The organism is Vibrio sp. 10N.286.48.B8, assembly GCF_003050085.1.
GTDB lineage: Bacteria > Pseudomonadota > Gammaproteobacteria > Enterobacterales > Vibrionaceae > Vibrio > Vibrio crassostreae.
Map to the genome: position 1 here is coordinate 89,826 of NZ_PIGD01000009.1, position 22,879 is coordinate 112,704.

The window sequence follows — 22,879 nt, forward strand, 5'->3', positions numbered from 1 at the left end:
GGCGTTTGTGGGCATTGTCTAAGTTGTTGTATCATAAGTGATAGGTTGAATAATTTTAATTAAAAGGTCTGCTAAGCATGAATGTTTTAGTTACAGGTGGCATGGGTTACATTGGTAGCCATACAAGTATCCAGATGATCAACGCAGGTATGACGCCTGTACTTTTTGATAGCTTGTACAACAGCAAACCAAGCGTTTTAGAACGTATCGAAAAAGTATCGGGCGTTCGTCCCAACTTCATTGAAGGTGACGTTCGTGATAAAGCGCTTTTGACTGAAACAATGAAGCAACACAACATCGAAGCGGTTATCCATTTTGCGGGTCTAAAAGCCGTCGGAGAGTCTGTGGAAAAGCCTCTTGAATACTACGATAACAACGTAAACGGCACGTTAGTTCTTGTTGATGCAATGCGTGATGCGGGTGTAAAAACCTTGGTATTCAGCTCTTCAGCGACAGTCTACGGCGATCCAGCAAGTGTTCCAATTACTGAAGACTTTCCAACAAGCGCTACCAACCCATATGGTCGTAGTAAATTAATGGTTGAAGAGTGCTTAACCGATTTCCAAAAAGCCAATCCGGATTGGAGCATTACACTGCTGCGTTACTTTAACCCAGTAGGTTCACACCCAAGTGGTGAGCTAGGTGAGGATCCACAAGGTATTCCAAATAACCTAATGCCATTTGTATCTCAAGTCGCTGTTGGCCGCCGTGAGTTTCTATCTGTGTTTGGTAGCGATTATCCAACAAAAGACGGAACTGGCGTTCGCGATTACATCCACGTAATGGATCTATCTGATGGTCACATTGCAGCGCTTGAGAAAGTAGGGCGCAAAGACGGTCTTCATATCTACAACCTTGGTACGGGTAACGGTTCAAGTGTATTGGACATGGTTAAAGCGTTTGAGAAAGCGAGCGGTAAACAAGTCCCTTATAAACTGGTCGATCGTCGCCCAGGTGATATCGCAGAATGTTGGGCAGACCCTGCTAAAGCTCAGAAAGAGCTCGGCTGGAATGCGACGCGTACATTGACTGAAATGACAGAAGATACATGGCGCTGGCAGTCAACGAATCCTAATGGTTTCCCTAGCTGATCTAGTAGTTTCATGAATGATTAATATACAAAAAGATGCTTTAGGGCATCTTTTTTGATCTAAATCGAATAAAAAGTGAATTAGTGGTTAAAAAGTATCATTCTGTATCGGTTGTTGTTATCATGCTCGCGAATTATATGTTTAATGTTAATTTTCTTTGGAGTTAATCATGGAACTAGGCCTAATTATCACTTTCATCATTGCTGCTGCAGTAATGGTTAAGAAAGAGATGGCAGAGAAGTAATTTCACTTTATCCCTTTTTGATACAATTTTTAGTGAAATAATAAAAGCCAGCATTTAGCTGGCTTTTTAGTATCTGCAATTCAGGTTTTTAACGAATTAGAATTCGTATTTAGCTGAAATACCGTAGTTTCTTTCCGCTTGTGAGTTCTCTTTATAAAGCTCATCATCGCCGCGAATGTCGTTCCAACGGTAGTACTCTTCGTTAGTTAAGTTGAATACACCACCACGAATAGTAAGATCTTTCATTGGCTTGTAGTAAGCTGTCAGGTCAACAACCGTAGCACTCGGAAGCTCAGCTTGATCAGCGTTGCCGCCGCTTTCGTCCTCGAAGTTGATGTCTGAACCAGACTTGCTAGCTGTGTAGTTTAACTTAAGGCTAGTACCCCAGTTTTGGTTTGGCGCATCATAGTTAAGACCAAATACTGCATTCCAAGGATTCACACTGTTTAGCGCATTTCCGTTACCGTCTTCGCCTTCAGTGTAAGACGCCACGAAATGAGTTGAAATACCTGCAGGTGCGCCCACTAAAACATCCCAAAGTAACGTGTTAGAGAATTCAACACCCTTAATTGTTGCTGAATCTAAGTTAACGTTAGAGTAGTGTGTGGTGCCACCAACTTTCTTCGTTACCACAGTTTCAATGAAATCATCGTAATCACTGTAATAAGCCGCAATTTCAGATGAAGAAGCCTGAGTATTATGACGGTAACCTAGCTCGTAAGAGATACTGGTTTCAGACTTAAGATCCGGGTTTGGGTCATTTACGTAACCATGTCCTGGGTTGTCATACGTGTAGTACAGTTCATCGAAAGAAGGGGCTCTAAAGCCTTGGCTAATTTGGCCAAAGATGGTGCCTGTATCAGTAAGTTTGTATGTTGAGCCTAAACGTCCAGTCACCGCGGAATCTGAGAAATCAGTTAACGATTCTGCCGTATTGTTGCCTGGATCCGTTGAGAAGTAGTCAAATCGAACACCTGGAGTAACAACAAGTTTGTCGTTCATTAGGCTAATTTCGTCTTGTACAAACAGACCAAATTTCTGCTCTTTAGCATCAGGAGTGTATACATAAAGCTGGTCATCAGTAGCAGGATCAGAGTTGTACTCCATGTTTGTATTGCTAATGTCACTATGTGTATATGTCGCACCGTAAACTAGGTAATGGTTGTTAATCTCTTTATCTAACTGCGTTTCGATCTCAAGCTTATCTTCTGTGTATTCATAATCTTTGGTTTGCAAGTTATCGTTGTTGGCTCGCACCCAAGGTGGCATACCTGGACCCGCTGGCTTAAAGCGCTTCGTCACACCATTTTCTTCTTTAGAAATGTATGACACTTTGCTCGTCACTGTGTCAGCGATAGCGCCATCTGCGAACCAAATGTGCTTAATAGCGAATCGATTTTGTGTTGTGTCATCAGCACCAGTATAGCTATCGTAACTTGAGTGATAGATGTCAGAGTCTGAAGTATCTTTGATTAGCTCAGCTAAAAACTCGATACGATGGCTTTCATTCAATTGATATTGCAGTTTTACCAATAGGTTATCTGCTGATGTGTCTTGATCTTCTACCGCGTAATTTTCTAAGTTGTTCGAGTCGCGGAAGTTTTGAAGCTCTTCACCGTCACGGCGCGTGTAGGCAACCAATGTTTCAAGGTCACCAAATCGATTAGCTAATGCAACATGCTCACTGAAAGAGTTATCTTCTGAAGAGTAAGACAGTTTCGCTTGTCCACCGAAGTTTTCGCCATCTTTCAAGAAGTCAGAAGGGTCTTTAGTTTCGAAAGCAACAACACCACCAATAGCGTCACTTCCGTGTAAACTTGAAGCAGCGCCTTTGATGATTTCAACGCTTTTTAACATGTCGGGATCGATTGAAATACCGCTAGAGTTGATAAATGCATAAGGGCCACCATCAAATGAACCTGGTTGCGACGAGCCATCTACTAAGATCTTGACGCGTTTACCTTCCATGCCACGAATGTTGATGGTTTGTGCACCTTGGCGAGAGCTTGAGTTCATCGTTACACCCGGAGTGTATTCGAAGATTTCATTCACGTCTTTCGCCATATTTTCTTCAATTTGCTTATCCGAGATGACAGTAACAGAAGCTGCTGTATTGATAAGTGTTTGATTAGTACGAGTCGAAGATACAACAACCTCGTCAAATAGGGCATAATCTTCAGCAAAGGCTGATGTTGATGAAAGCGCTAAAACGATTGAAGCAGAGAGTAGGGATTGCTTATACATCTGATAGTTACCTTAATTCCATAGTATTATCTTGATTTGCGAAAGATAATATTGGTTCTAAATGATAATTACTATTATTTGCATTTAAATAATTTTCAATCTTATCAACTAGTTCATAATTAACACTCTTAAATGACTGTATTAAAAAGATTTTTACAGTTCCATTCACAACCTGAATGCTTCTGTTTTTGTGATTCAAGTCTCATTTATAAAGTAGGAAAGCTATGCATAGTCCAATAACACTTGAAGCATTACACATATTAGATGCCATTGATCGTCGTGGGAGTTTCGCAGCTGCAGCGAATGAAATGGACCGAGCACCTTCTTCATTGAGTTATCAAATCCAGAAGTTAGAACAAGACTTGGATATCATGATTTTCGACCGCTCAGGACACCGCGCCAATTTCACTGAAGCGGGGCAGCTAATATTAGAGCAAGGTAGGATCATTCTGGGTGCCACTGAACAACTCGTTAACGATGCGAGTATTCTTGCTAACGGTTGGGAGTTGGATTTAACCATTGCTTTCGATGGCATTATTCCGATTGCTAATTTCTTCTCGTTAGTCGATGAACTAGGGAAAATCAGCAAAACACGCGTTCGCTTACAAGAAGAGATCTTAGCTGGATGCTGGGAATCACTCACCGATGGTCGTGCTGACCTGCTTGTTTGCCCGAAACTCGACACCATCCCGAACGATATGAAAAGTGACGTAATCGGCAAGATGGAAATGGTATGGGTCGCGGCATCAAACCACTACGTTCACAAGCGTTCTGGCGAGTTTGACCAAAAGGCTAGAGAAAGTTACAGGGTAATTGCAATCGCAGATACTGCACGCGATCAACCCGCTTTAAGTCGCAACATTCTAGAGAAGCAACCTCGTTTAACCGTGACAAGTTTCCCTGCAAAGGTTGAAGCTCTGACAAGTGGATTAGGGATTGGCACCTTGCCGAGTAGTATTGCTAAGCCGCTGATTGAATCTGGCGTACTACAGCAGATTTCGGGTACAGAACCACAGCCGATCGATATCGTCATGGCTTGGCGACGTAACAAAATGGGCGACGCCAAGTCTTGGTGTATCCAACATCTTAAAAAGACATGGGCGTTAAAGTAACGGTAACACCATATCTGCAGTACCGTCTTCAAAACTGATATCTAGCTTAAAACCGAGCTTTTGAGCTAGTGTCAGCATCCCTCTATTGGTTGGCATCGTCATACCCGACATCTGTTTAGTCTGCTTTGCTCGGCAGTAATCGATAACTTTCGTCATCAGAATACGACCTATGCCGACACCTTTCAGATCGGAACGTATCAGAATCGCAAACTCGGCATCGGTGTTCTCTGGGTTAATCAGCGCTCTCGATACACCGATGATTGCAGGAACCCCTTGTTCTTCACGCACCACAACAAAGGCGATCTCTCTATCGAAATCAATCTGAGTAAAATTAGCCAACGCTTCATGATTGAACTCACCGACATCACTAAAGAAACGTTTATAAAGATCCTCTTTAGATACGCGATTAATAAAGTCAGCATGGAGCGGTTCATCTTCAGGCAGAATAGGGCGTAACAACACTTCGGTTCCATCTTTTAGCTGGATACGTTCTTCAAGCTCGACTGGGTAAGGGCGAATGGCCAACCTTTCTTGCGGGTCTCCTTCGTAAGCTTTCAATATGATATCGGCATCTAAGATCGTGAACTTGTCTCCGTTGGCCAGTACTGGATGGATATCTAAATCATGTATTTCAGGGCAATCAACGACCATCTGCGATATACGAACCAATAATTCAGAAAGGCCCTCTATATCAATCGGGTTAGGGAGCTTTTGTAGGCGAATCTTGCCACTTTTTATCGCTCGAATAATCAAGTAGCGCGCCAGTGTCATGTTGAGCGGTGGGAAAGCAGCGGCCGCATCAATCGATTCATCCCACTCCGAACCACCTTGTCCAAGTAAAATGATGGGGCCAAAGGTTTCATCGGTTGTTACTTTGACTCGTAGCTCTTGGCCACCCGCGATCTTGGCCATACCCTGAATTAACAAGCCGTGGATGTGAGCTGTAGGGAAGGATAGTTGAGAACGATCGAGAATTGCCTGAGCAGCATTGGCAACTTCACTGCTGTTTCGTAAATTGAGCATCACACCTTGAACGTCTGACTTGTGTGCAATGTCTGGCGAACGAAGTTTTACGGCAACCGGATAACCAATTGTTTCTGCAATGTGTACCGCTTCACTTGGGTCAGAAGCAATCCATGTCGGTAGCACATCGAGGTTAAAACTCTTGAAAAACTGGCTATTTTGGTGAGTATCAAGGCTAACTGTATCTTTATCCAGTAGTTGTCGTTCTATCCAACTTTTCGCATCTGCTAGATCTTCAATATGTACTTTTTCTGCCGTGGTAGGCGTTTCCATTAACTGACGTTGGTTTCGTCTGTATTCGACCAAGTGCATGAATGCGACCACTGAGCTTTCAGGCGTTCGATAGGTCGGGAAACCCGCTTCGGTAAACAGCTTTCGCGCTGGCCTAGCTGTTAACTCACCAGACCAATTCGTCAGGATGTTAAAGCGCTTGTGGCGAGGGTGCTTCTTAATCGCTTCAATAATTCGTTCAGCCGTTCTAGCGGAATGTGCAATCGCAGAAGGGCTATGCATGATAAGAATCGCATCCGCTTCATCGCCATCGAGTAAGATGTTTATGGTATCGATATAACGCTGATCACCAGCATCACCAACAATATCGATAGGATTGCTGTGAGACCAACTAGATGGCAACACCTTGTTCAACTTATCAAGAGTCTCTTGTGAAAACTCTGCGAGCTTGCCACCGCGGTCAAATAGCGTATCCACGGCCATAATCGCAGGGCCGCCACCGTTGGTAACAATAGCCAAACGCTCACCACGCAATGGTACTGAATGAGTCAGTGTCTCTACCGCAGCAAACAATTCATGTAAGTTCTTAACTCGCAACATGCCACTACGGCGAATCGCGGAATCGTAGATAATATCTAAAGTATCGGCACCACCGGTGTGTGCCATTGCGGCCGCTCGCCCTTTCGCTGTTCGTCCGCCTTTTAGCACTAGAATTCGTCTGTTGCGCGATGCCGCACGCGCTGCAGAAATAAAGCGCCTCGCATCAGTAATGCTGTCTACATAAAGTAATATCGCTTCGGTGTGAGAATCGGTACTCAGATAATCCAATAACTCCGAGAATTCGATGTCACTGCCATTACCTATAGAGATAAACGCCGAAAAACCGATCTCTTTGTCATTAGCCCAATCGAGAATCGTGGTACACACAGCTGCAGACTGAGAAACAAAGGCGATTTTACCGGGTAATGCTGTCACAGGAGAGAATGAGGCGTTTAAATTTAACCAAGGGACAATCACTCCCAAACTATTGGAACCTAACACTCGAATGTTGTGTTTTTTGGCAATCGCTAGGCATCGTTCATCATACGTCTCACCATTATCGCTTTCTTGCTGCATGTCGGAAGAAAGCACAATGACAGAGGCTATACCTTTCTCGGCTAGTTCTTCAAAAATGGCGACATTACGGGTCGCATTGGTACATAAAATGGCAAGGTCAGGAACGATCGGTAGCGACAAAATGTTTTTATAAGAGAGTACGCCTGCCACCGAGTCATATTTTGGCGTAACTGGCATCACTGCACCTTTAAAATCCCCGTGCAACAAATTGTTCATGACGATATACCCTGCACGCGTTTCTCTTTGAGAAGCACCAACAACAGCGATTGAACGGGGTTTAAGTAGGGGATCAAGATGATTCATAGACATATCCTAGCAATGCACGTAAGTTCATCGTAACTTACTTTGCACTCACGGGTTGATGGCAAATTCACCGAATTAAGATGAATAAGCAGACACTGCATAAAGTTTGTGAAATAGGTCACCCACTAATGGTGTATAATCTCAAAGTTAACTTGATTCTAAACCGACGTATCGGCATGATTTATAGTAATTATTATTAAGGATATAGAGCTTTCCATGAAAAAATTTGCAATTGTGACTTTGCCACTGCTCTTGGCTGCATGTGTATCTGACGACTACGTTACCAATGTCACTTCAGATAGTTATCAAGAAGAATACAAAACGGCCAAAGTTGAAGCTCCAGTTGTATCTCAATCTGAGCAAACAGGCGTTGTTGAAGAAAACGTTGTCAACGTGATCAGAACTGAACCTGTTGAACAGAAAGTCACTCAAACGACTCAAGCGAAGCCAGTTGCAGTAGTGACAGGCCCAACCAAGAAACAGCAAGACATGAATCAGCGTTTTGGTTACACCGTTCAAGTTGTTGCTGTTGGCAGCCAAAGTAAAGTCGATTCTTTCGTGAAAATGCTACCTACGACTTCTCAACCAGTTTGGGAAAACTACAAAATGGTTAACGGTACCAAATGGTTCACCGTACTTTACGGTGACTACGCAACGCGCTTAGAAGCTAAAAAGGCAATCTCAACACTGCCGAACACTTTCCAAAACTTGAAGCCGTTTGTTAAGAGCATTGATGACATCAAGAACTCTGAATACCCAACGCTTAACAAGTTGAACTAAGTTTTGATTCATTAAGAAGGGGCAAATGCTCCTTCTTTTGTTTTAAGACTCGCTGTTTTGTTTAATAGTTAATCGCTCGATCTTTCGAACGCAATTTTAACAATCAAAACACTGTACCTATCTCGACTTTTGTTTATCATTGAAGTCAGTATTCCTAGTTTCAAGGACCGAATTTACCCATGAACACCACAAACATACTTCTACTTTGCGGCGGTGGATCTTCAGAGCATGAAGTGTCTTTAGTTTCAGCCAATTACCTTTTCGAACAACTCAATAGCGTTGCAGATTTCAACGTTGTGAGAGTTGAAATTAAAAACGAAGGCTGGTGTCTTGATTCAGGTGAATTGGTTTATCTTGATATTAACGATCAAACCCTGCGCGGTGACAATTTAACATCTAAAGTCGATTTCATTGTTCCTTGCATACACGGTTTCCCAGGTGAAACAGGTGATATTCAATCACTGTTTGAAATGGCTAAAATCCCGTACCTAGGTTGTGGTTCAGAAGCGAGTAACAACAGCTTTAACAAAATCACTTCAAAGCTTTGGTACGACGCACTTGGCATTCCAAACACGCCGTACCTGTTCTTATCAGACAACAATGATCAAGCACACTCACAAGCAACTCAAGCATTTGAAAAGTGGGGTAAAGTGTTCGTGAAAGCGGCTCGTCAAGGTTCTTCTGTGGGTTGTTACCAAGTTAACCAAGTAGAAGATTTGAGCGAGGCTATCAACAAGGCGTTCACTTTCTCGGACCAAGTATTGGTTGAGAAATCAGTGGTGCCTAGAGAGCTAGAAGTTGCTGCTTATGAAATCGATGGCGAGCTACATATCAGCAAACCGGGCGAGGTGATTGCACCGAACGGCGCATTTTACTCTTACGAAGAGAAGTACAGTGCAGACAGCCACTCGATCACTGAAGTTGAAGCAAGCAACCTCACTGATGAGCAGCGTGAACTGATTGCAGAAAGCGCTCGAAAAGTGTTTACACAGATGAAGCTCCGCCATTTATCTCGTATCGACTTCTTCTTAACGCAAGACAACGAAATCTATCTGAACGAAGTCAACACCTTCCCAGGTATGACGCCAATCTCCATGTTCCCTAAAATGGTTGAGCATGACGGCCACAAATTCAGCCAGTTCTTAGAGAACTGCGTGAGAACAAGCCTTTCTTAGGTTTCTAACTCGTTTTCGTTCACTTAGAGCTGAACCCAAAAGTGCCTTAAGCTTTCGCCAAGGCACTTTTTTTTAAAGCTAGCCGTTTTTTTTACGAATCTATCATTTAGCCACAACTTATATCCAAGTAACAATATCCAAGTAATTACGAACCGTTTATTGCCAAGGTATTAGCGCCTTAAACTTCATCTTCTCACTCTCAGCCGTTCCCGTGAAACCCACATATTGGGCTGGCATGGCAGGGCTAAGCCAGCGACCAAAGTCCTGAATCTCTCTAACCTTAAGACCTTGTTTCGACAACTCTTGTGCGGCACCAACACGAATCGAATTTCCAGAGAAATGGTGGTTTTCTGGAAGTTGAAGTAAGTCGCTTGCTCTTCTCAATATTCGGTAAATGGACGAATCATCTAAAGGCTGTAAACCAATATTCTCATGCTTGTCTATCGCACGAAACACAGGCAAATCGTCTTGTGGTCCAGTAAACGAAAGCCAACGTTGAAGTGCAACACTGGCTATTTGTGATAACTGATAAGCTGAATCTTTGACTGTTACTTGGTAATGATCTTCAACGTACTCAACATCGGTCATCGACAACGCCTTAAGTTCTGAGCGCTTTAAAGCACACTCGAACATAACGTTATAAATAGCGATGTCTCTGATCTCTTTCAAGTTTGCTTTATCATGGGAGAGTAACGTATTTAAATCAGTGAGATGCACAGATGTCATAGCATTGGTTTGTTTGGCGTCACCGGCCATTTGAGATTGTAAGTGGAGCAGGGTAAAGCGAACTTGCCTATGCTTGATCGGGTTAGCAAAGCTCAACACAGTATGTAACATACTAAGCGTTGCAGTGTAACGTTTCAAGGATGCGTATTTTCTATCGTTGGACTCCGTCTCAAGAAATCGACGCACAGCGGTTATAGAAGCGGGAAGTGTGTTAATACGATGTTTGGTACAGAACGCATGATAGCGATTCCAATCACTATAGATACCCAACAGTGAATTGTGAGAGTATTGAAATCCTGTCAATTCATCTATAATTTCAATTGTCGCGTGCCTGTTTAATTTTTCAACAAATGAATTAATTATCACAGAGTCGGTTAAAATAGGGACTTTTTTTCTCAAATTACCGTACCTCAACAGGTTTTTTTACCATATTATGCTTGATATCATTATAAGTATACTTATGATTAATGTAGTGAAAACAAAAAGATGATTAATAGATATGGCTAATTCAATTTACCGAAGCGTCCATCTTCAATCGATAGATGCTAATAACACAGTTTGGCGTGCTAAATTAAAAAACAACGTTATTCAGGGCAACCTAGCTGCCGTAAAAAAGAGTATTGATTGGTGGATTGAAACCGCGTCTATTATTGATCCAAAAGAATTCACGTCATTAAATAAGTCGAGAGGAACTGGTGGCTCGACTGAAAACTTCAACGGCTACCAAATCAAGAATGACACCGGTGAGCCTAATGCGTGGTATTGCATGTTTAACGGTCGCTTAATCAAAGGCGGCAAGATTGCAATCCAGCGTCATATAGAAGCTTACTTACTCGCAAAACAAAAAGCAGAGCAACAAAAGAAGTAATTTATGAGCCTAGTATATTCAACAGAAACAGGTCGTATTAAACCTGAAGAAGAGAAAGTCCAACGTCCTAAAGGCGATGGTATCGTTCGAATCCAAAAAGAAACCAAAGGCCGTAAAGGCAAAGGCGTTTCTGTCGTAACTGGCTTAGACCTAGATGACGCACCATTAAAACTAATGGCAGCAGAACTCAAAAAAGTGTGCGGCTGCGGCGGCTCAGTAAAAGATGGTAACATCGAAATTCAAGGAGATGCTCGTGACAAGATCAAAGCGCACCTTGAAAAGAAAGGCTACAAAGTTAAATTTGTTGGCGGTTAATCTCTAACTAATACCAGGGTTAAAATCGAAGATTATTATCACTGGATATTAGGTATTTTATGGTAAATAACCATTATGGTTAAATACACAGTATAACTCAGAGAATATCGACACCAAATAAAGGCAGGGCATCACACAAGAGTCCTGCCTTATAAATACCAAATTCAATTTAACATAACGTACATAATACGCAGTGGGATAGGCAAAAAATAAAGGCATCTTTATCAACCAAATCAATTAGATACCCTTACTTTTTGCCTATCAAATTATGCTGTTTTTTTGTCTTCAATCACTCGTTCAATTACTTCAATTGTACGTTGATTCTTAGACCTTTCGGCTAGTATTGCTAACAAAGTAAGGTCTACGTCTAATCCCAACATTTCTGCTATTTCACAAGCTAGATCGTCACTCATTGTCGTGCCATTTCGCCAATTTTGTACCGTGGTGTGTCCAATGCCTAGTACTTTTGCAACTTCTCTAGTGCTATGTACCTGTTTTAATTCACATAAACGGTTTAATAAATCTAAGGTTGTTATCATTTTTTCACCTCCTTGGACAAGGATAATCCATACCGTCACTGTACCGTTAGTATGTACAGCAATGTTGAAATGAACTTTAATACACTTCGTCAAGTCGGGAGACTTTGCGAACATCCTTTAAGCCCCCTAATTGATTCGAAGCTTTTATGGGGGCTGTCTGAAAAATGAGTGATGTTCCAAGGCTTTAAGTATTGACCAGACTTATTAAAAAAGGATCAACACCATGTCAAATCAACGTAAAACCCCTGTCGATATAATCAAAGACCGCATGGAAGTGTTACAGAAACACAGTGACGAATACCAAGCAAACCCGTCTTTAACCGCGCATACCAAAGAAGCATCGGCTAATTACTATCGTGGCGCTTTGAACGAACTTTTCCGTTTAACAAAAATGCTTGGTACGGACTAACTCACATGAGTATGTACGACTTAACCAAAAAACAACGTAAAGACCGCCCATTGGCGGCTCTCAATCGTTCTGTTTTGGATAAGATTGTTAAATGTCCATCTAGTTCTATAGCTTTCCTTACTGCTAATGGCCGTGGCGTTCGTAAGAGCTTTGCTCGTGATATTGCGATCGTAATGAAAGCCCTAGTAAACGAAATGTGCCTAAGCTCGAATAAGATTGGCGTTGCCACAAAAGACGGATTTGCTTTGCGTTCTTGGGGTTACATTGCTGATATCTGCGATTTCCCTATCTGGCGTGTTAAACAGTGCGTTAAGTTCGCGTTTAACAAAGGTTGGATCACATCCAAACAGCCTAGAGAAACCTATACAGGCAAAGACAACCTTCAAAAATGGCGCGGCCTAGCGTCTATCAAACGAGTAACAGACGCATATTTTCACGATATCGGTATCTTTGAACAGTACAAAGAAGCCAAGACCGCGTCTAAACGTTGGCTTAAAACCTTTGCGAACCGCATTGGCCGTCCAGTGAAATATATTCAAACCCCAATTACACTGCTACGCAGACGCCGCAAAGAAGCGGCAGAAGCTAAGAACCCAGTCCCAATACCACAATAGCCTAAACTCTTTTCCATGCGCCTTAACTGGCGTTATTTGCGATCTATCAACGCAATTCATATCTTGAATTGGCTCATTATGGCCGTTCTCACCATTTATTTCACTCTAACTTATCCACAAGTAGGTTGTTTTTCAATCGCTTGAGGTTGGCATTCTCTCGATCTCGTTTGGCTTGTGCAAAAGTCGCGTATATATGGTTCTAAACTACTCCTAGTTCTTACTACCATTCCCTACTCTATTTACTTAGCCCGCATAGTCTTCGACTAGAACCATGATATTAAGGATAGTAATGGTATTAATGCTTTTACCCCCTCGAAACTCGGGGATAAGTTAATGAAGCGGCCTTTCTTAGTCGCAAGCGACTTGCGGCCTTGTCTGCTTGTAGACGAAACACAACGAATGAATGGTAACTATACAGATTGGGATGAGTTGGACGTGATTCTAAGAGCCTATCGCTACGCGATGATTCTAGCAGAAAGAAAAGGCGAGCTTTTATGTACGGATGAAACAAAGGCCACTTCGCAAGAAGTGACCTTTGTACATTAGCTTGTGGTGTCAAATATCTATATTAAACAGTTATTATGTGCATGTGCTCTAATTTGATGAACCAAAGCTTCGTCACCTGCTTTATGTAGCCACAAACACCAAAGTGTAATAGAACCATTATGCTTGCTGTAAACAACCCACTCACCTGTTTTGTCGTTATTAGACACTGAATCCATTAAAGATTGATACATTGTTTCGACATTCAAGCTTTTATCACGCAACTTACTACGCCTTGCGTGATTAGCCCAATTTTCAACAATAAATGAAGACTGCCCAAAATGAGTGTGCATAACATCAAAGCCCAACTCGTTTGATATGTGTCTTAACTTACCCCGACCTTTGCTAGCAACTGTAAAACTCTCTAACACAGACAACACTGATGCGACTGGAACTGCCACTGCAATATTTTCAATGACAGCATACCCTTGATGATATAACTGAGATAATTGAAGTTTCAAAAGGTCACTGACATTACAATTAGAACAATGAAAAGACAGAGCCTCTTCAATCCTATCTTCATAATCGCTATATGACCAAGTAGACTCTAATTCTAAATCTCTGCGAACTTTCACATCCGTTGAACGGATGATTTGCTCCACTTTATCCATCTATATCTCCATAACGCTATGATAAATGGCTAACAAAAACTCGACTGCATCTAGGAAAGCATTTCTCTCGCGATGTGTTTATCACCCACATTTTGAACATAAACTTCTATCGAACAGCCTTGAGTCTGATTTCTATACGTTTCACCACCCATCGAGTAAAAGTCCTGATGAGTGATTACATCTCCGATTTCAGGCTCATCTGTATCTAGTAACTCAAAAATCACGTACTCACCTGAACCATCAATTTCAGCTGCATACATTCCAATTGAAGAGTTAATACCTGCTACTAATGCTTTCATTTAATTCTCCGCTGAACGAATTAATTAGTAAGTTAAGCAACGATAATTTTCGTAAGAAGCACAAAACGCTATTAGGTCGAAAATCTCGTACCAACTTGCAAAACCGTGGTTATTCTCGGCTTTACATTCTAACATTACAAATAGCTTAAGGCTCCAATTAACAATCACTTATGAGTACATCCAGACAAAGGCTAACGAGGATTTGTTATCAGAGGCATAGCGCAGAAAAAACAAAGGCCACATCGCAAGATATGGCCTCGTTTCATATAGTTATGATATAGTTTTAGAGCCTAACCCAAAGCAAACCATAACTTCAATACAGGGACATTATGACTGAAACTAATAATAAATGTAAGCATGTGACAAATGGAAAACCTTGCCATTCTGATGCATACCGAGATGGGTACTGCGAAACACATCAAAAGAACCGTAGCTTTAATGCTGCAGGTGGAGCCATTATTGGCGCTGGTGCGGCGGGCTTATTCGCTCTAGGACCTGTCGGTGTAATACTTGCTGCCGTTGCGGGAGCTGTTATAGGAACAAAAGCTTCAGAGGATGAATAACGATGAAGCTAATTATATATATTGTCTGTTGCGCGCTAGTTTCTTTATTCTACTACCTTAGAGTCAACAAAATTTCGATGAAAGAAGTAGGTATGATTCTACTCGCGATCTTTGCCGTTGATACCATGATTAAGACGGCTGTTACATGTTGGACTCATTACGAAGAATTAATTTCCTATTTTGATGATCAAACAATGGCGATTATCGTGATTGCAATGACTTTCGTCAGTTGGTTAGCGATAGAACCTCTATGGGCTAACATGAAGAAAAGTACCGACAAACTCCAGAGCACTGTTGAAGACTAGCTAATGATTAATGAAGTCATGGCTTAATCTATAAATACTGCCTTAAAAAAAGTAATGTATGAATATCAATAAGATAAATAAAAACATAGCAGCAAAAAACAGCCGAAATCCTAGGCCTTTTGCGACATTTTTTGACATTTCAGAATCTACATCAAAAGCAATGGCGGAAGTTTCTAGCCTTAGTGTGTCCGATGAGACTCTAGTTACGCTAAAAAACAATCAAATCATTAATATGGTAACTGCTGTAGAAGTCTACTTTCGAGATATACTAGACGCTATTTTTAAAATGTGCGAAAGAGAATCGTTTGAAGGGAAATTAAAAAAACTCCACGATAAAAATTACAAAATTGATGAAGTGATTGCCATTTACGAAAACAAAATACATCCATTAGAGTTAATTTCAACCTCTCTTGGCTTTCAAAATACAGACAATATTAATAAAGTTTTTAGCACACTCCTAGGTGATCGCTTTATCCCTAATTTACTTAAACTAAAATGGAAGCTAGCCAAAGATTCAGATGAAGAAGCAAGTAAGCTCTATATGTCTGATGTTGAAAACCTTCAAGAGCTTTTTGATATTAGGCACCATTTGATCCATAACCCACACAAAATGAGCACTATACCTGATGAGAAAATCGAAGTTTTATTCGAATCAATGTATGGCTTTATCTTAGCCTCAGATTTTGCATTCACTGAATTTATAAATGCAAATTCTAAATCTGTAGAAATAAAAGACCGAGAGCCCGTTTTAGTTAAGTAGACTTCTCAGCCATAAGAAAACCGCGAACTATCGCGGTTTTTGCATTCTAGAAACTCCCCAATCCGAAGAACGATAATCACAGTATTGATGTGAAATAAGTACAATATCGATCTTCATTATGTATAATTGACACGTTCGTAAAACCTCCGGCTTGTTTCTTTTAACGTCAGTTAAGGCAACGAGCTATGGAACCATCCAAATACAAGTACCCTATTACGGCTAAACTGATACGTGATGCACGTTTACGTTCTGGCCTACAACAGAAAGACTTCATTTCTCAAAACAACCTTGAAATCACTCAAGCTACCTTTTCGCGTTGGGAAACGGGACAGGCGCAAGTGCCTGCTAATGTCCTGCTAAAGCTTGGCTTAGTTAGCGAGGCCATTGTCCTATGAGCTTCCTACACCTTGGCTTATTCCTCATGTTCCTGTTTGGCTTTTTATGGGGACGCGATAACTCTCTAAACCCTATTTCACCTTGTGAGTGCCCTCCTATGATTGTCTACGGTTGGGCGTTTGTTGGTGTGTTCAATTGGATTGGACTTAGCATAGGAGATTTCAGCCTATGAGCCTCAAAAAACAGTTCACCCAAATTATAAACGGCATCAAAGAATCGCGCCGCGTTCTCGAGGACGCGTCTCCAGATTGGCCGAAAATATCCCCTCTTAAATTGGTCGGTACCGTAAAGGAATACGCGATCACAAACTTCGAAGCTGCCCGCGATATCTTCGACAGCAAAGTGGCCGCGCTCGAAAACCTACAGCAGCAAATCGATGAACTACGCGAACAGCTCAAGCAGATTCAAGGAGAAGAACAATGATTCTAGGTTATGTGAAATGCACCGCCCCTAATTGCAATGAAGCGATGGAAGTCAGCCAATGCAGCGGTAAACGTTCGGCCTACCTAAAGGGACGTTGTCACGTTTGTAAGTGTACGGAGCAGCGCAGCAATCCCAATACTCAAGACTATCTAAAACAGCACAAGCCTTTAGAAGAGTTGAACCCTGCCCCTGTTGAGCAAACCGAAAAACTCGAAGTTCTGCAGGAAGCCCCGACCGAACCCCCTAAGAGTGATACAGAGCCGAAAGGTGTATCCAGTTTTATGTGCGCTGGTATCGGTGCATTCATTGGCTTAACCCTTGGTAAAGCCGTCACTGTTTTACGAGCTGTATAAGGACACCCTATCCATGAAAAAACAAAACACACCAGAACTCGATCAACCTGTCATCGATGCTGAAGAAATGGAAACGCACACAGAGCAAGACAAAAGCGAGTTCCTAGAAGAACTAGAAAGTGAGTTCGACCCTCAAGCCGCGTTAGATAAAGCAGACGAAAAAGCCGAAGCGGTAAACGCTCAACAGCTTGCGCTAGAAGCAACACAAGAAACCGTTCTTGTCGGTGTAGGCATGGCTGATTTCGCTGTAAAAGAAATGCTCGATGAACGTCTAGAGATTGGTGAAGACAACGCCCACGCATTAGCAAAAGCCGCAGCACCGGTGATTTTAAAATACAACGTTGCACCTCCACCCTGGGCGGTGAAATACAAGGAAGAGATTTCCTTGGGTATGGTGGCTCTCAGCATCACCGCTTCGCTCTACCTTCAGCACCGCAGCCTGAAAAAAGCCGATAAGCAAGCGGCCATCGATGCAGCTAACGAAGCGCAGAAAGAAAAAGAGCAACACACCGCTCATTAAGCCTTTAAGTGATACAAATCACACTTAATACATATCTAACCCGCTTGGTGTTAGGCATCTAAGGCACATAAAGCAGTAACACTAAGGCCGCCCACTTTCGGGCGGTCTTTTTTTAGGGTTAGATATGGAACCAATCAACAATAACAACGCACTTGATAACCACCATGCCTACATTGTCGGCATGTCGGGTTCGGGTAAATCGTCCTTAGCCAAAAAACTGCTTATCTCATCGACTGACCAAGTCGCCATTTACGATCCAAAACGTGAATATGACGGCCTTATCGTAGGCCGAAAGATTCGTGTTTATGGCAACTTACGCACGTTCGCCAGTGCGTTAATGGCCGGACGAGAAACTAAGCAAGGCTTTAAGATAGCTTATCGCCCCTCAGAGCCTTGTGCTAAAGACTTCGACCTGTTTTGCCGTGTAGTGTGGAGTTGTGGTGATGGGAAGCACAAGAAGCCACTCAAGGTCATTTGTGAAGAAGTCGCGGAGAACTCGACAAGCTCAGGTAAAGCAACGGGTTACCATGGCAAGCTGCTTCGCCTTGGTCGCTCTTACAACATTCACACCATCAACCTATTCCAACGTGGCCAAGAAGTACCAAAGACCATCATCGATAACTGTGAATATGGCTACATCATGCTAACGAAGACGCCCAAGAGCCGCCGATACTTAGAAGACCTCACCGGAATATGTGCCAATGAACAGGCTAAATTGGTCAAATTTGACTACTTCAAGCAATACGGCGTGGTCGTTGAAAAAGGCCGTATCCGTTGGTAAATGTGAAATAAATCACACTTAATGCATATCTAAGGTACATAACCATTAGGCATCGAAGGCACATAAAGCAGTACCAATAAGACCGTCCACTACCGGACGGTTTTTTATTGGAGCAAATCTAAGAATGAAATTGAATGCAAAAAACATTGGCATCATTGCAGGTATCGCGGCAATCGTTGCAGCGGGTATGGTCTGGGCGTCAAACAACGTTGACGCTGTCGAAGACACAATTGGTTAAGGGAGTTAGATACGATGTCGACTCCAACCAAACTTAACTCATTCACAGGTACAGGCTACGGTGAGAAAGCAACACTTACCCTACCTATCGGCCCTACTTACGAAGAGATTTTCCTAGAAACAAATCTCAGTGCCGCGCAGCTAAAACGCATCACTATCACATTGAACGCGGATGAAATTATCGTGCTCGATGGTGAGCTGATTAAGGCACTAGAAGCTTACAAAGGCCTAGCGCAAACTGAAGGCTTTTTCACAATTCCACTTGCTGATATCAGCGCGAAAACTAAAAACGGTGTTCGCTACACAGGCCTTGTGACTGAATCGGGCGATAACATCACGCTCGAAGTCGAAGTCGCAGCAACTAGCCAAGAAAATGCCCCCTCTATCCAGTTGCAAGCATGGGCTACCGTGTCGGCTCGTCAGGCCGTTCGTGTACTTGTGCCAAAAATCAAAAAGCAAACCATGCAAGCGTCATCGACTGAAAACGAATTTCTCGAATTGATTTCGGGTCCGTTGCAGTTAGTACGCCGCATGCACTTTATGAGCGGCGAAATTCACGCGCTTCAAATTCATCGTGATTTTGTGAAGGTGTTTGATTCTTCAAAAGCTCTTGAAGAAATGCGTGCCAAGCGTAATCGCCGTTTCTGGCAAGCCGATTGTTTCCACTTCGATCCAATCATGCGCGGTTTCTACATCGATGAGCTGTTTCCAACCGCACATAGTTCAGAGCTGAAATTTACGGTGAAGACCAAACAGCCTGTAGGTTCAATTCCTATCATCGTTGAATCGGTAGAAGTCGTTCGCCCTGACTTAGTGTAAGGAGAAGCGTTTGTCTTTTTTAGAAGATTTAGGGAATTTCGGTTCCGGCATGTTGGACGACGTGGGTGAAGGTTTTGGAAGCATTATCAAAACCGCCACCACAAGCGACCACTCAAAAAACGCAGCGACCACCCAACAACCGCAACAGCCAATCAAAGATAACAACGGCAACGCAGTGACAGGGTCACACAGACCACAAGACAACGACAAAACGTTGTTGTATGTGGGCGGCGGTGTCGGTGTCGCCTTGCTGCTAACGGTGATCGTTGTTGTCGCAACGAGATAAGGAGAAGGTATGCCATTAATTGTGGTGCTTCCCCTTCTTGCGGGTGGTCTTGGGTTTGGCGCGGGATTTTGGTCAGGCTCAAGTGCTACGAAACTATTAAAAGTCGCCGCTGTAGGTGGCGGCTGTTATATGGCTTATCGAGTCATTAAGGGGGGCAAATGATACCGGGTATCGGCGGCGGTTTAAGCGCGGGCGGCTCAATGCCTATCAGTGCAGGTGGCGGTGCGGCTGGACCAAGTGAAGCTACGGGTACTAACTCTATTGGTGGTGTTCGTAACGGCTCTATCAATTTTGGTGGCAGTGCGGGACAAAACCTTGCTCAAAACTTGCCAATGGTTCTATTGGCAGCAGTCATTGCGTGGGTGGCGTTTAAACGATGAAATTTATCTTAATGAAACCAACCCGCGCAGACATCAAAGCACAGTTCTCACTGATTAAACCTGCGTTTAATGGTGTGCACTGTGCGAAAGCTGAATACGAATTTTGCTGTGAATCCGTGAACAACAAGCAAGCGAGCTTTTACCACTTAAAGGGTAATGGTGTCTCTGTTCGCTTCGTTGGTTTGGTGAACAGTGACAACGAGTATTTGATCTTGGCCATGACTGGTAAGGGATTAATCAAAGCCGCTCCATACATTATTGAGGCGGTGAAATCTCAAGGTTATAAAGCCATTAAATATCATACGGTTCGTGCAGGTATGGCGCGTGTTCTTAAATCGTTTGGGTTTGCTGTCACAGGCAAAACGGAGCATGACTCTACCCTCACGCTGACATTGGAGGAATGCTAATGGGTGGCGGCGGTAGAAGTTCAAGTGCGAACACAACCAACACAACAAATACAAGCGGCACCAGTGCGATTAGCGGGGATAACCTTGGGATCGTTCTCTCTGGCATCAATGGCAACGTTGGCAACATTTCGATGACTGACCACGGCTCAGTAAGAGCCGCATCAGAAATCGCAAAAAATGCCATGAACAGCAACAGTGCCGCTATGAGAGAAGCATCAAAGCTTGGCTCTGACGCACTAAAAGCGAATGAGCGCGCCGTTGATAAGTCTCTGGACTTTGGGCGCGATGCGCTCAAGTCAAACGAAAGCGTGAGCAAAGAAGCTCTTAGATCCAATGAGAGTGTCAGTAAAGAGGCGCTTAAATCGAATCAAGAGTCGCTAAAGTCGGCATTGAACTCTGGACAAGAATCACTCGCTAAAGCCTTAGATTTTGGTCGTGATTCCATGAAAGAAAATGGCGATGTTAGCAAAAAGGCAATGGACAACATGCGACAGAACAGCGCAGAAACAACGTCCGCCATTAAAGCGATGGCTACGCAGTCGGGAGAAAACGCCCGAGCCGCTTTAGCCATGGCAGAAAATACCGCCTCACGCTCTCAAACAGGCAGTGCCGGAGAAATGTCAAAAGTCGCTATTGCTTTCGCGGTGGTGGTTGGATTAGGTCTGGTCACTATGGCCGTTAAGGGGGCGAGATGAAACAGCTAACCCTCAAGGCAAACGAAGAAAAACGTTTTGGTGTCGGTTCCGATAAATGGCTCATCGTTCGTGAGTCACAAGAGTACCTTTACGTTCGCAGTGACAACGGCGAAAAAATCCGAGTCGATGCGGGAGATACGTTAGATATCGCAAGCTTTAAAGAGCTTGAGATTATCAACCCTCACGCCTCATCGATTCGCGTGGTGTATCAGCTGACAAAGCGCGATCTAAAAACCACACCACCTGCACTAGTGAAGTTCGCCCAATCATTGGCCGTCAGTGAAATACGTTCAGTCGTGACCACTCGACCAGAAACGGCGCAACGCTTCATTAGTCGTGATCACTTGGTGATTAACCCAAACCAGAAGAAACGCTTGTTCAACGCTTCAGTCACACGACTTGAGGCCATTATCCAAAACATTAGCGATACGGAAGTAGAAACAATGCTTGGTGATAGCAACGTTTCCGCTGTAGTGGGTTTGCCGATTATGGGAGACAGAAAAGCTCCTGCAGGAATGACCGTTACAGGTGGTGGTGAACTTTGGGCGTATAACAACAGCAACACACCGTTAAAACTGGCAATGATGGAGGTTCATCGATGAGCCACCTTATGCCCCGTCGAGTGGTCGTGAAATGCGACCCACTCACAGAACATCTTAAAAACTTACAGCCTGAACAAGTAGACGCCCTGTTAATGATGCAAGGCATCTACAGCAATCAGGTGGCATTAAGCGCGGCCGTTGTATCGATACAACGCCACGCTTTCGAATCAGATAATGACGTTCACGAACTGGCCGACAGTGTGGCAGCGAATACGCTCCCTCGCCTACAGCACGTAGCGGAAGAAATGGAGAAAGAACTCAATGAGTGATTTTACGGCAATCGGGCAACTGGTGAATGAAGCCCGAAACCTACTAGATAGCATCAAGGGCGGTGCTATTCGAAAAATGGAAACGGCGTTTGATGCGCTCAAGTCATCTATTGCTAGTGAATGGAATGGCATCAAAACCAAGATGAACAATGAAGCTCTCGCGGCTATTGGTCGTGTAGATACACAAACCGTAATCAATGCGATGGGCTTTACCGCAGTGAACTACAACGGCGACTTCATTGATACCAACGAATTATCAGCTAATGCGCATGGTCACAAGAATGTTTACCCGATAGGAATGGGCGTTCGCGGTGGTCGCAACGATTGCTTCAAGGTCGAAGTCATTCCGGTCAAGTCAGGTGATGATCCAGTCATGCGCGATAGCGAAGCGAAAGCTCTGTTGGACTTCATGGGCATTGGTCGTGGTTCTAAGCACTTTTCAGGAAGTTTCAATATCTTGAAGATGACGGTTTTGGATGCCTCTTTTCAAGATTTAACGGGATATGATTTTTATATTCCTAATCAACATATTAAGAACAGCCCCACAGCAACGTTTCTTGCGTACACCAAAATTCAAGGTACAGCATCGGTTTCGTGGTTGGGGGCAGATACGGCGGGGGCTTGGAAACAAATTGCGAGTCATAGAACAAGCAGCAGCCCCGGTTCTTATACGCATGTAGATCTGAATTTCTCTAGTGCAAGTGTTGGGGATGTTATCTACCTCGCTTTGCCTACTGTTTGCGTAGGCCACTTTCCTAAATCTAAAAAACATGGGCAGTTGTACAGCCCAAAAACTGAGCTTATCCGAAAGGTTAACGCTCTTCATAAAGCTTAAGGAGT

General features: G+C 43.2%; 32 protein-coding genes. 26 read left to right on the top strand and 6 right to left on the bottom strand.

Features of this window, described 5'->3' with window-relative positions:
- The first annotated feature begins 77 nt into the window (after positions 1-77).
- Positions 78-1,091 carry a UDP-glucose 4-epimerase GalE gene (gene galE, locus CWO08_RS12295; protein WP_108020531.1) on the top strand — a complete coding sequence of 338 codons (1,014 nt, stop codon included), beginning with the start codon at positions 78-80 and terminating at the stop codon, positions 1,089-1,091.
- 340 nt (positions 1,092-1,431) lie between these two features.
- Here the strand turns inward: galE and CWO08_RS12300 are convergent, their stop codons facing one another.
- Entirely contained in the window at positions 1,432-3,579 is a 2,148-nt protein-coding gene (locus CWO08_RS12300; protein WP_108020532.1) for a TonB-dependent hemoglobin/transferrin/lactoferrin family receptor, read from the bottom strand.
- Positions 3,580-3,803: 224 nt separating this feature from the next.
- On the opposite strand from CWO08_RS12300, the gene CWO08_RS12305 reads away from it, so the two are divergent.
- The gene (locus CWO08_RS12305) at positions 3,804-4,691 is read left to right on the top strand and encodes a LysR family transcriptional regulator (protein WP_055319527.1); all 888 of its coding nucleotides are present in this window, start codon (positions 3,804-3,806) and stop codon (positions 4,689-4,691) included.
- Here CWO08_RS12305 and CWO08_RS12310 read toward each other — a convergent pair.
- Positions 4,683-7,364, bottom strand: a complete 2,682-nt coding sequence (locus tag CWO08_RS12310) for a bifunctional acetate--CoA ligase family protein/GNAT family N-acetyltransferase (RefSeq protein ID WP_108020533.1) — start codon at positions 7,362-7,364, stop codon at positions 4,683-4,685. The two genes, CWO08_RS12305 and CWO08_RS12310, sit on opposite strands and share 9 nt — an antisense overlap.
- Positions 7,365-7,580: 216 nt before the next feature.
- Between CWO08_RS12310 and CWO08_RS12315 the strand changes: the two genes are divergently transcribed.
- Together CWO08_RS12315 and CWO08_RS12320 are read left to right on the top strand one after the other, a co-directional pair.
- Positions 7,581-8,144 carry an SPOR domain-containing protein gene (locus tag CWO08_RS12315; RefSeq protein WP_055319529.1) on the top strand — a complete coding sequence of 188 codons (564 nt, stop codon included), beginning with the start codon at positions 7,581-7,583 and terminating at the stop codon, positions 8,142-8,144.
- A 179-nt stretch (positions 8,145-8,323) separates the two neighbouring features.
- Entirely contained in the window at positions 8,324-9,319 is a 996-nt protein-coding gene (locus CWO08_RS12320) for a D-alanine--D-alanine ligase (protein ID WP_108020534.1), read from the top strand.
- A gap of 156 nt (positions 9,320-9,475) precedes the next feature.
- Here CWO08_RS12320 and CWO08_RS12325 read toward each other — a convergent pair whose 3' ends face one another.
- Positions 9,476-10,444, bottom strand: coding sequence for a tyrosine-type recombinase/integrase (locus CWO08_RS12325; RefSeq protein ID WP_048668928.1), 969 nt, complete (start codon positions 10,442-10,444; stop codon positions 9,476-9,478).
- A 100-nt stretch (positions 10,445-10,544) separates the two neighbouring features.
- Between CWO08_RS12325 and CWO08_RS12330 the strand changes: the two genes are divergently transcribed.
- Both CWO08_RS12330 and yciH read left to right on the top strand, forming a co-directional pair.
- The gene (locus tag CWO08_RS12330; RefSeq protein ID WP_048660165.1) at positions 10,545-10,913 is read left to right on the top strand and encodes a DUF3319 domain-containing protein; all 369 of its coding nucleotides are present in this window, start codon (positions 10,545-10,547) and stop codon (positions 10,911-10,913) included.
- Between the two features lie 3 nt (positions 10,914-10,916).
- Entirely contained in the window at positions 10,917-11,228 is a 312-nt protein-coding gene (gene yciH, locus CWO08_RS12335) for a stress response translation initiation inhibitor YciH (RefSeq protein ID WP_108020535.1), read from the top strand.
- Between the two features lie 266 nt (positions 11,229-11,494).
- Here the strand turns inward: yciH and CWO08_RS12340 are convergent, their stop codons facing one another.
- Positions 11,495-11,767 (bottom strand): helix-turn-helix domain-containing protein, encoded by a 273-nt coding sequence (locus CWO08_RS12340; protein WP_076647672.1) that lies wholly within the window; start codon positions 11,765-11,767, stop codon positions 11,495-11,497.
- 223 nt (positions 11,768-11,990) lie between these two features.
- Here CWO08_RS12340 and CWO08_RS12345 point away from each other — a divergent pair, with 223 nt between their 5' ends.
- The 3 genes from CWO08_RS12345 to CWO08_RS12355 all read left to right on the top strand — a co-directional run bounded on the left by CWO08_RS12345 (position 11,991) and on the right by CWO08_RS12355 (position 13,336).
- Entirely contained in the window at positions 11,991-12,176 is a 186-nt protein-coding gene (locus tag CWO08_RS12345; protein WP_108020536.1) for a hypothetical protein, read from the top strand.
- Between the two features lie 5 nt (positions 12,177-12,181).
- Complete coding sequence (locus CWO08_RS12350; protein WP_065607188.1) at positions 12,182-12,790, top strand: hypothetical protein; 609 nt, start codon at positions 12,182-12,184, stop codon at positions 12,788-12,790.
- A gap of 399 nt (positions 12,791-13,189) precedes the next feature.
- Positions 13,190-13,336, top strand: coding sequence for a hypothetical protein (locus tag CWO08_RS12355; protein WP_258185334.1), 147 nt, complete (start codon positions 13,190-13,192; stop codon positions 13,334-13,336).
- 17 nt (positions 13,337-13,353) lie between these two features.
- Here the strand turns inward: CWO08_RS12355 and CWO08_RS12360 are convergent, their stop codons facing one another.
- A complete protein-coding gene (locus CWO08_RS12360; RefSeq protein ID WP_108020538.1) occupies positions 13,354-13,944 on the bottom strand; it encodes a hypothetical protein in 591 nt (196 codons plus the stop codon).
- A 50-nt stretch (positions 13,945-13,994) separates the two neighbouring features.
- Positions 13,995-14,243, bottom strand: coding sequence for a hypothetical protein (locus CWO08_RS12365; protein WP_108020539.1), 249 nt, complete (start codon positions 14,241-14,243; stop codon positions 13,995-13,997).
- Positions 14,244-14,602: 359 nt separating this feature from the next.
- On the opposite strand from CWO08_RS12365, the gene CWO08_RS12370 reads away from it, so the two are divergent.
- From CWO08_RS12370 to CWO08_RS12445, 17 genes are all read left to right on the top strand, one after another.
- Entirely contained in the window at positions 14,603-14,806 is a 204-nt protein-coding gene (locus tag CWO08_RS12370) for a hypothetical protein (protein WP_146161765.1), read from the top strand.
- 92 nt (positions 14,807-14,898) lie between these two features.
- Positions 14,899-15,111 carry a hypothetical protein gene (locus CWO08_RS12375; protein WP_146161766.1) on the top strand — a complete coding sequence of 71 codons (213 nt, stop codon included), beginning with the start codon at positions 14,899-14,901 and terminating at the stop codon, positions 15,109-15,111.
- A gap of 58 nt (positions 15,112-15,169) precedes the next feature.
- Positions 15,170-15,871, top strand: a complete 702-nt coding sequence (locus CWO08_RS12380) for a hypothetical protein (RefSeq protein ID WP_108020542.1) — start codon at positions 15,170-15,172, stop codon at positions 15,869-15,871.
- 185 nt (positions 15,872-16,056) lie between these two features.
- The gene (locus tag CWO08_RS12385) at positions 16,057-16,266 is read left to right on the top strand and encodes a transcriptional regulator (protein WP_004737993.1); all 210 of its coding nucleotides are present in this window, start codon (positions 16,057-16,059) and stop codon (positions 16,264-16,266) included.
- A gap of 169 nt (positions 16,267-16,435) precedes the next feature.
- Positions 16,436-16,690, top strand: coding sequence for a hypothetical protein (locus tag CWO08_RS12390; RefSeq protein WP_065607194.1), 255 nt, complete (start codon positions 16,436-16,438; stop codon positions 16,688-16,690).
- Complete coding sequence (locus CWO08_RS12395) at positions 16,687-17,043, top strand: hypothetical protein (RefSeq protein WP_108020543.1); 357 nt, start codon at positions 16,687-16,689, stop codon at positions 17,041-17,043. Before CWO08_RS12390 ends, CWO08_RS12395 begins: the two co-directional genes overlap by 4 nt.
- Before the next feature lie 13 nt (positions 17,044-17,056).
- The gene (locus CWO08_RS12400; protein ID WP_108020544.1) at positions 17,057-17,563 is read left to right on the top strand and encodes a hypothetical protein; all 507 of its coding nucleotides are present in this window, start codon (positions 17,057-17,059) and stop codon (positions 17,561-17,563) included.
- A gap of 124 nt (positions 17,564-17,687) precedes the next feature.
- On the top strand, positions 17,688-18,344 hold the full coding sequence (locus CWO08_RS12405; RefSeq protein ID WP_108020545.1) for a type IV secretory system conjugative DNA transfer family protein: 657 nt from the start codon (positions 17,688-17,690) through the stop codon (positions 18,342-18,344).
- 252 nt (positions 18,345-18,596) lie between these two features.
- Positions 18,597-19,400, top strand: a complete 804-nt coding sequence (locus CWO08_RS12410; protein WP_050622393.1) for a major capsid protein P2 — start codon at positions 18,597-18,599, stop codon at positions 19,398-19,400.
- A gap of 10 nt (positions 19,401-19,410) precedes the next feature.
- Positions 19,411-19,686, top strand: coding sequence for a hypothetical protein (locus CWO08_RS12415; RefSeq protein ID WP_050622392.1), 276 nt, complete (start codon positions 19,411-19,413; stop codon positions 19,684-19,686).
- A 9-nt stretch (positions 19,687-19,695) separates the two neighbouring features.
- The gene (locus CWO08_RS23990) at positions 19,696-19,848 is read left to right on the top strand and encodes a hypothetical protein (RefSeq protein WP_181360047.1); all 153 of its coding nucleotides are present in this window, start codon (positions 19,696-19,698) and stop codon (positions 19,846-19,848) included.
- Positions 19,845-20,066 carry a hypothetical protein gene (locus tag CWO08_RS12420; RefSeq protein ID WP_017106688.1) on the top strand — a complete coding sequence of 74 codons (222 nt, stop codon included), beginning with the start codon at positions 19,845-19,847 and terminating at the stop codon, positions 20,064-20,066. Before CWO08_RS23990 ends, CWO08_RS12420 begins: the two co-directional genes overlap by 4 nt.
- Positions 20,063-20,473 carry a hypothetical protein gene (locus CWO08_RS12425; RefSeq protein WP_050622390.1) on the top strand — a complete coding sequence of 137 codons (411 nt, stop codon included), beginning with the start codon at positions 20,063-20,065 and terminating at the stop codon, positions 20,471-20,473. The genes CWO08_RS12420 and CWO08_RS12425 overlap by 4 nt, the downstream gene beginning before the upstream one ends.
- Positions 20,473-21,168, top strand: coding sequence for a hypothetical protein (locus CWO08_RS12430; RefSeq protein WP_102579683.1), 696 nt, complete (start codon positions 20,473-20,475; stop codon positions 21,166-21,168). The genes CWO08_RS12425 and CWO08_RS12430 overlap by 1 nt, the downstream gene beginning before the upstream one ends.
- On the top strand, positions 21,165-21,770 hold the full coding sequence (locus CWO08_RS12435; protein WP_108020546.1) for a hypothetical protein: 606 nt from the start codon (positions 21,165-21,167) through the stop codon (positions 21,768-21,770). The genes CWO08_RS12430 and CWO08_RS12435 overlap by 4 nt, the downstream gene beginning before the upstream one ends.
- Entirely contained in the window at positions 21,767-22,039 is a 273-nt protein-coding gene (locus CWO08_RS12440) for a hypothetical protein (protein ID WP_108020547.1), read from the top strand. Before CWO08_RS12435 ends, CWO08_RS12440 begins: the two co-directional genes overlap by 4 nt.
- A complete protein-coding gene (locus tag CWO08_RS12445) occupies positions 22,032-22,874 on the top strand; it encodes a phage tail protein (protein ID WP_108020548.1) in 843 nt (280 codons plus the stop codon). Before CWO08_RS12440 ends, CWO08_RS12445 begins: the two co-directional genes overlap by 8 nt.
- The last annotated feature ends 5 nt before the right edge of the window (positions 22,875-22,879 follow it).

Excerpts from the sequence above, each read along its gene's own strand:
- galE (WP_108020531.1), top strand. The coding sequence starts at position 78 with ATGAATGTTTTAGTTACAGGTGGCATGGGTTACATTGGTAGCCATACA.
- CWO08_RS12300 (WP_108020532.1), bottom strand. The coding sequence starts at position 3,579 with ATGTATAAGCAATCCCTACTCTCTGCTTCAATCGTTTTAGCGCTTTCA.
- CWO08_RS12305 (WP_055319527.1), top strand. The coding sequence starts at position 3,804 with ATGCATAGTCCAATAACACTTGAAGCATTACACATATTAGATGCCATT.
- CWO08_RS12310 (WP_108020533.1), bottom strand. The coding sequence starts at position 7,364 with ATGAATCATCTTGATCCCCTACTTAAACCCCGTTCAATCGCTGTTGTT.
- CWO08_RS12315 (WP_055319529.1), top strand. The coding sequence starts at position 7,581 with ATGAAAAAATTTGCAATTGTGACTTTGCCACTGCTCTTGGCTGCATGT.
- CWO08_RS12320 (WP_108020534.1), top strand. The coding sequence starts at position 8,324 with ATGAACACCACAAACATACTTCTACTTTGCGGCGGTGGATCTTCAGAG.
- CWO08_RS12330 (WP_048660165.1), top strand. The coding sequence starts at position 10,545 with ATGGCTAATTCAATTTACCGAAGCGTCCATCTTCAATCGATAGATGCT.
- yciH (WP_108020535.1), top strand. The coding sequence starts at position 10,917 with ATGAGCCTAGTATATTCAACAGAAACAGGTCGTATTAAACCTGAAGAA.
- CWO08_RS12340 (WP_076647672.1), bottom strand. The coding sequence starts at position 11,767 with ATGATAACAACCTTAGATTTATTAAACCGTTTATGTGAATTAAAACAG.
- CWO08_RS12345 (WP_108020536.1), top strand. The coding sequence starts at position 11,991 with ATGTCAAATCAACGTAAAACCCCTGTCGATATAATCAAAGACCGCATG.
- CWO08_RS12350 (WP_065607188.1), top strand. The coding sequence starts at position 12,182 with ATGAGTATGTACGACTTAACCAAAAAACAACGTAAAGACCGCCCATTG.
- CWO08_RS12355 (WP_258185334.1), top strand. The coding sequence starts at position 13,190 with ATGAATGGTAACTATACAGATTGGGATGAGTTGGACGTGATTCTAAGA.
- CWO08_RS12360 (WP_108020538.1), bottom strand. The coding sequence starts at position 13,944 with ATGGATAAAGTGGAGCAAATCATCCGTTCAACGGATGTGAAAGTTCGC.
- CWO08_RS12365 (WP_108020539.1), bottom strand. The coding sequence starts at position 14,243 with ATGAAAGCATTAGTAGCAGGTATTAACTCTTCAATTGGAATGTATGCA.
- CWO08_RS12375 (WP_146161766.1), top strand. The coding sequence starts at position 14,899 with ATGATTCTACTCGCGATCTTTGCCGTTGATACCATGATTAAGACGGCT.
- CWO08_RS12380 (WP_108020542.1), top strand. The coding sequence starts at position 15,170 with ATGAATATCAATAAGATAAATAAAAACATAGCAGCAAAAAACAGCCGA.
- CWO08_RS12385 (WP_004737993.1), top strand. The coding sequence starts at position 16,057 with ATGGAACCATCCAAATACAAGTACCCTATTACGGCTAAACTGATACGT.
- CWO08_RS12390 (WP_065607194.1), top strand. The coding sequence starts at position 16,436 with ATGAGCCTCAAAAAACAGTTCACCCAAATTATAAACGGCATCAAAGAA.
- CWO08_RS12395 (WP_108020543.1), top strand. The coding sequence starts at position 16,687 with ATGATTCTAGGTTATGTGAAATGCACCGCCCCTAATTGCAATGAAGCG.
- CWO08_RS12400 (WP_108020544.1), top strand. The coding sequence starts at position 17,057 with ATGAAAAAACAAAACACACCAGAACTCGATCAACCTGTCATCGATGCT.
- CWO08_RS12405 (WP_108020545.1), top strand. The coding sequence starts at position 17,688 with ATGGAACCAATCAACAATAACAACGCACTTGATAACCACCATGCCTAC.
- CWO08_RS12410 (WP_050622393.1), top strand. The coding sequence starts at position 18,597 with ATGTCGACTCCAACCAAACTTAACTCATTCACAGGTACAGGCTACGGT.
- CWO08_RS23990 (WP_181360047.1), top strand. The coding sequence starts at position 19,696 with ATGCCATTAATTGTGGTGCTTCCCCTTCTTGCGGGTGGTCTTGGGTTT.
- CWO08_RS12420 (WP_017106688.1), top strand. The coding sequence starts at position 19,845 with ATGATACCGGGTATCGGCGGCGGTTTAAGCGCGGGCGGCTCAATGCCT.
- CWO08_RS12425 (WP_050622390.1), top strand. The coding sequence starts at position 20,063 with ATGAAATTTATCTTAATGAAACCAACCCGCGCAGACATCAAAGCACAG.
- CWO08_RS12430 (WP_102579683.1), top strand. The coding sequence starts at position 20,473 with ATGGGTGGCGGCGGTAGAAGTTCAAGTGCGAACACAACCAACACAACA.
- CWO08_RS12435 (WP_108020546.1), top strand. The coding sequence starts at position 21,165 with ATGAAACAGCTAACCCTCAAGGCAAACGAAGAAAAACGTTTTGGTGTC.
- CWO08_RS12440 (WP_108020547.1), top strand. The coding sequence starts at position 21,767 with ATGAGCCACCTTATGCCCCGTCGAGTGGTCGTGAAATGCGACCCACTC.
- CWO08_RS12445 (WP_108020548.1), top strand. The coding sequence starts at position 22,032 with ATGAGTGATTTTACGGCAATCGGGCAACTGGTGAATGAAGCCCGAAAC.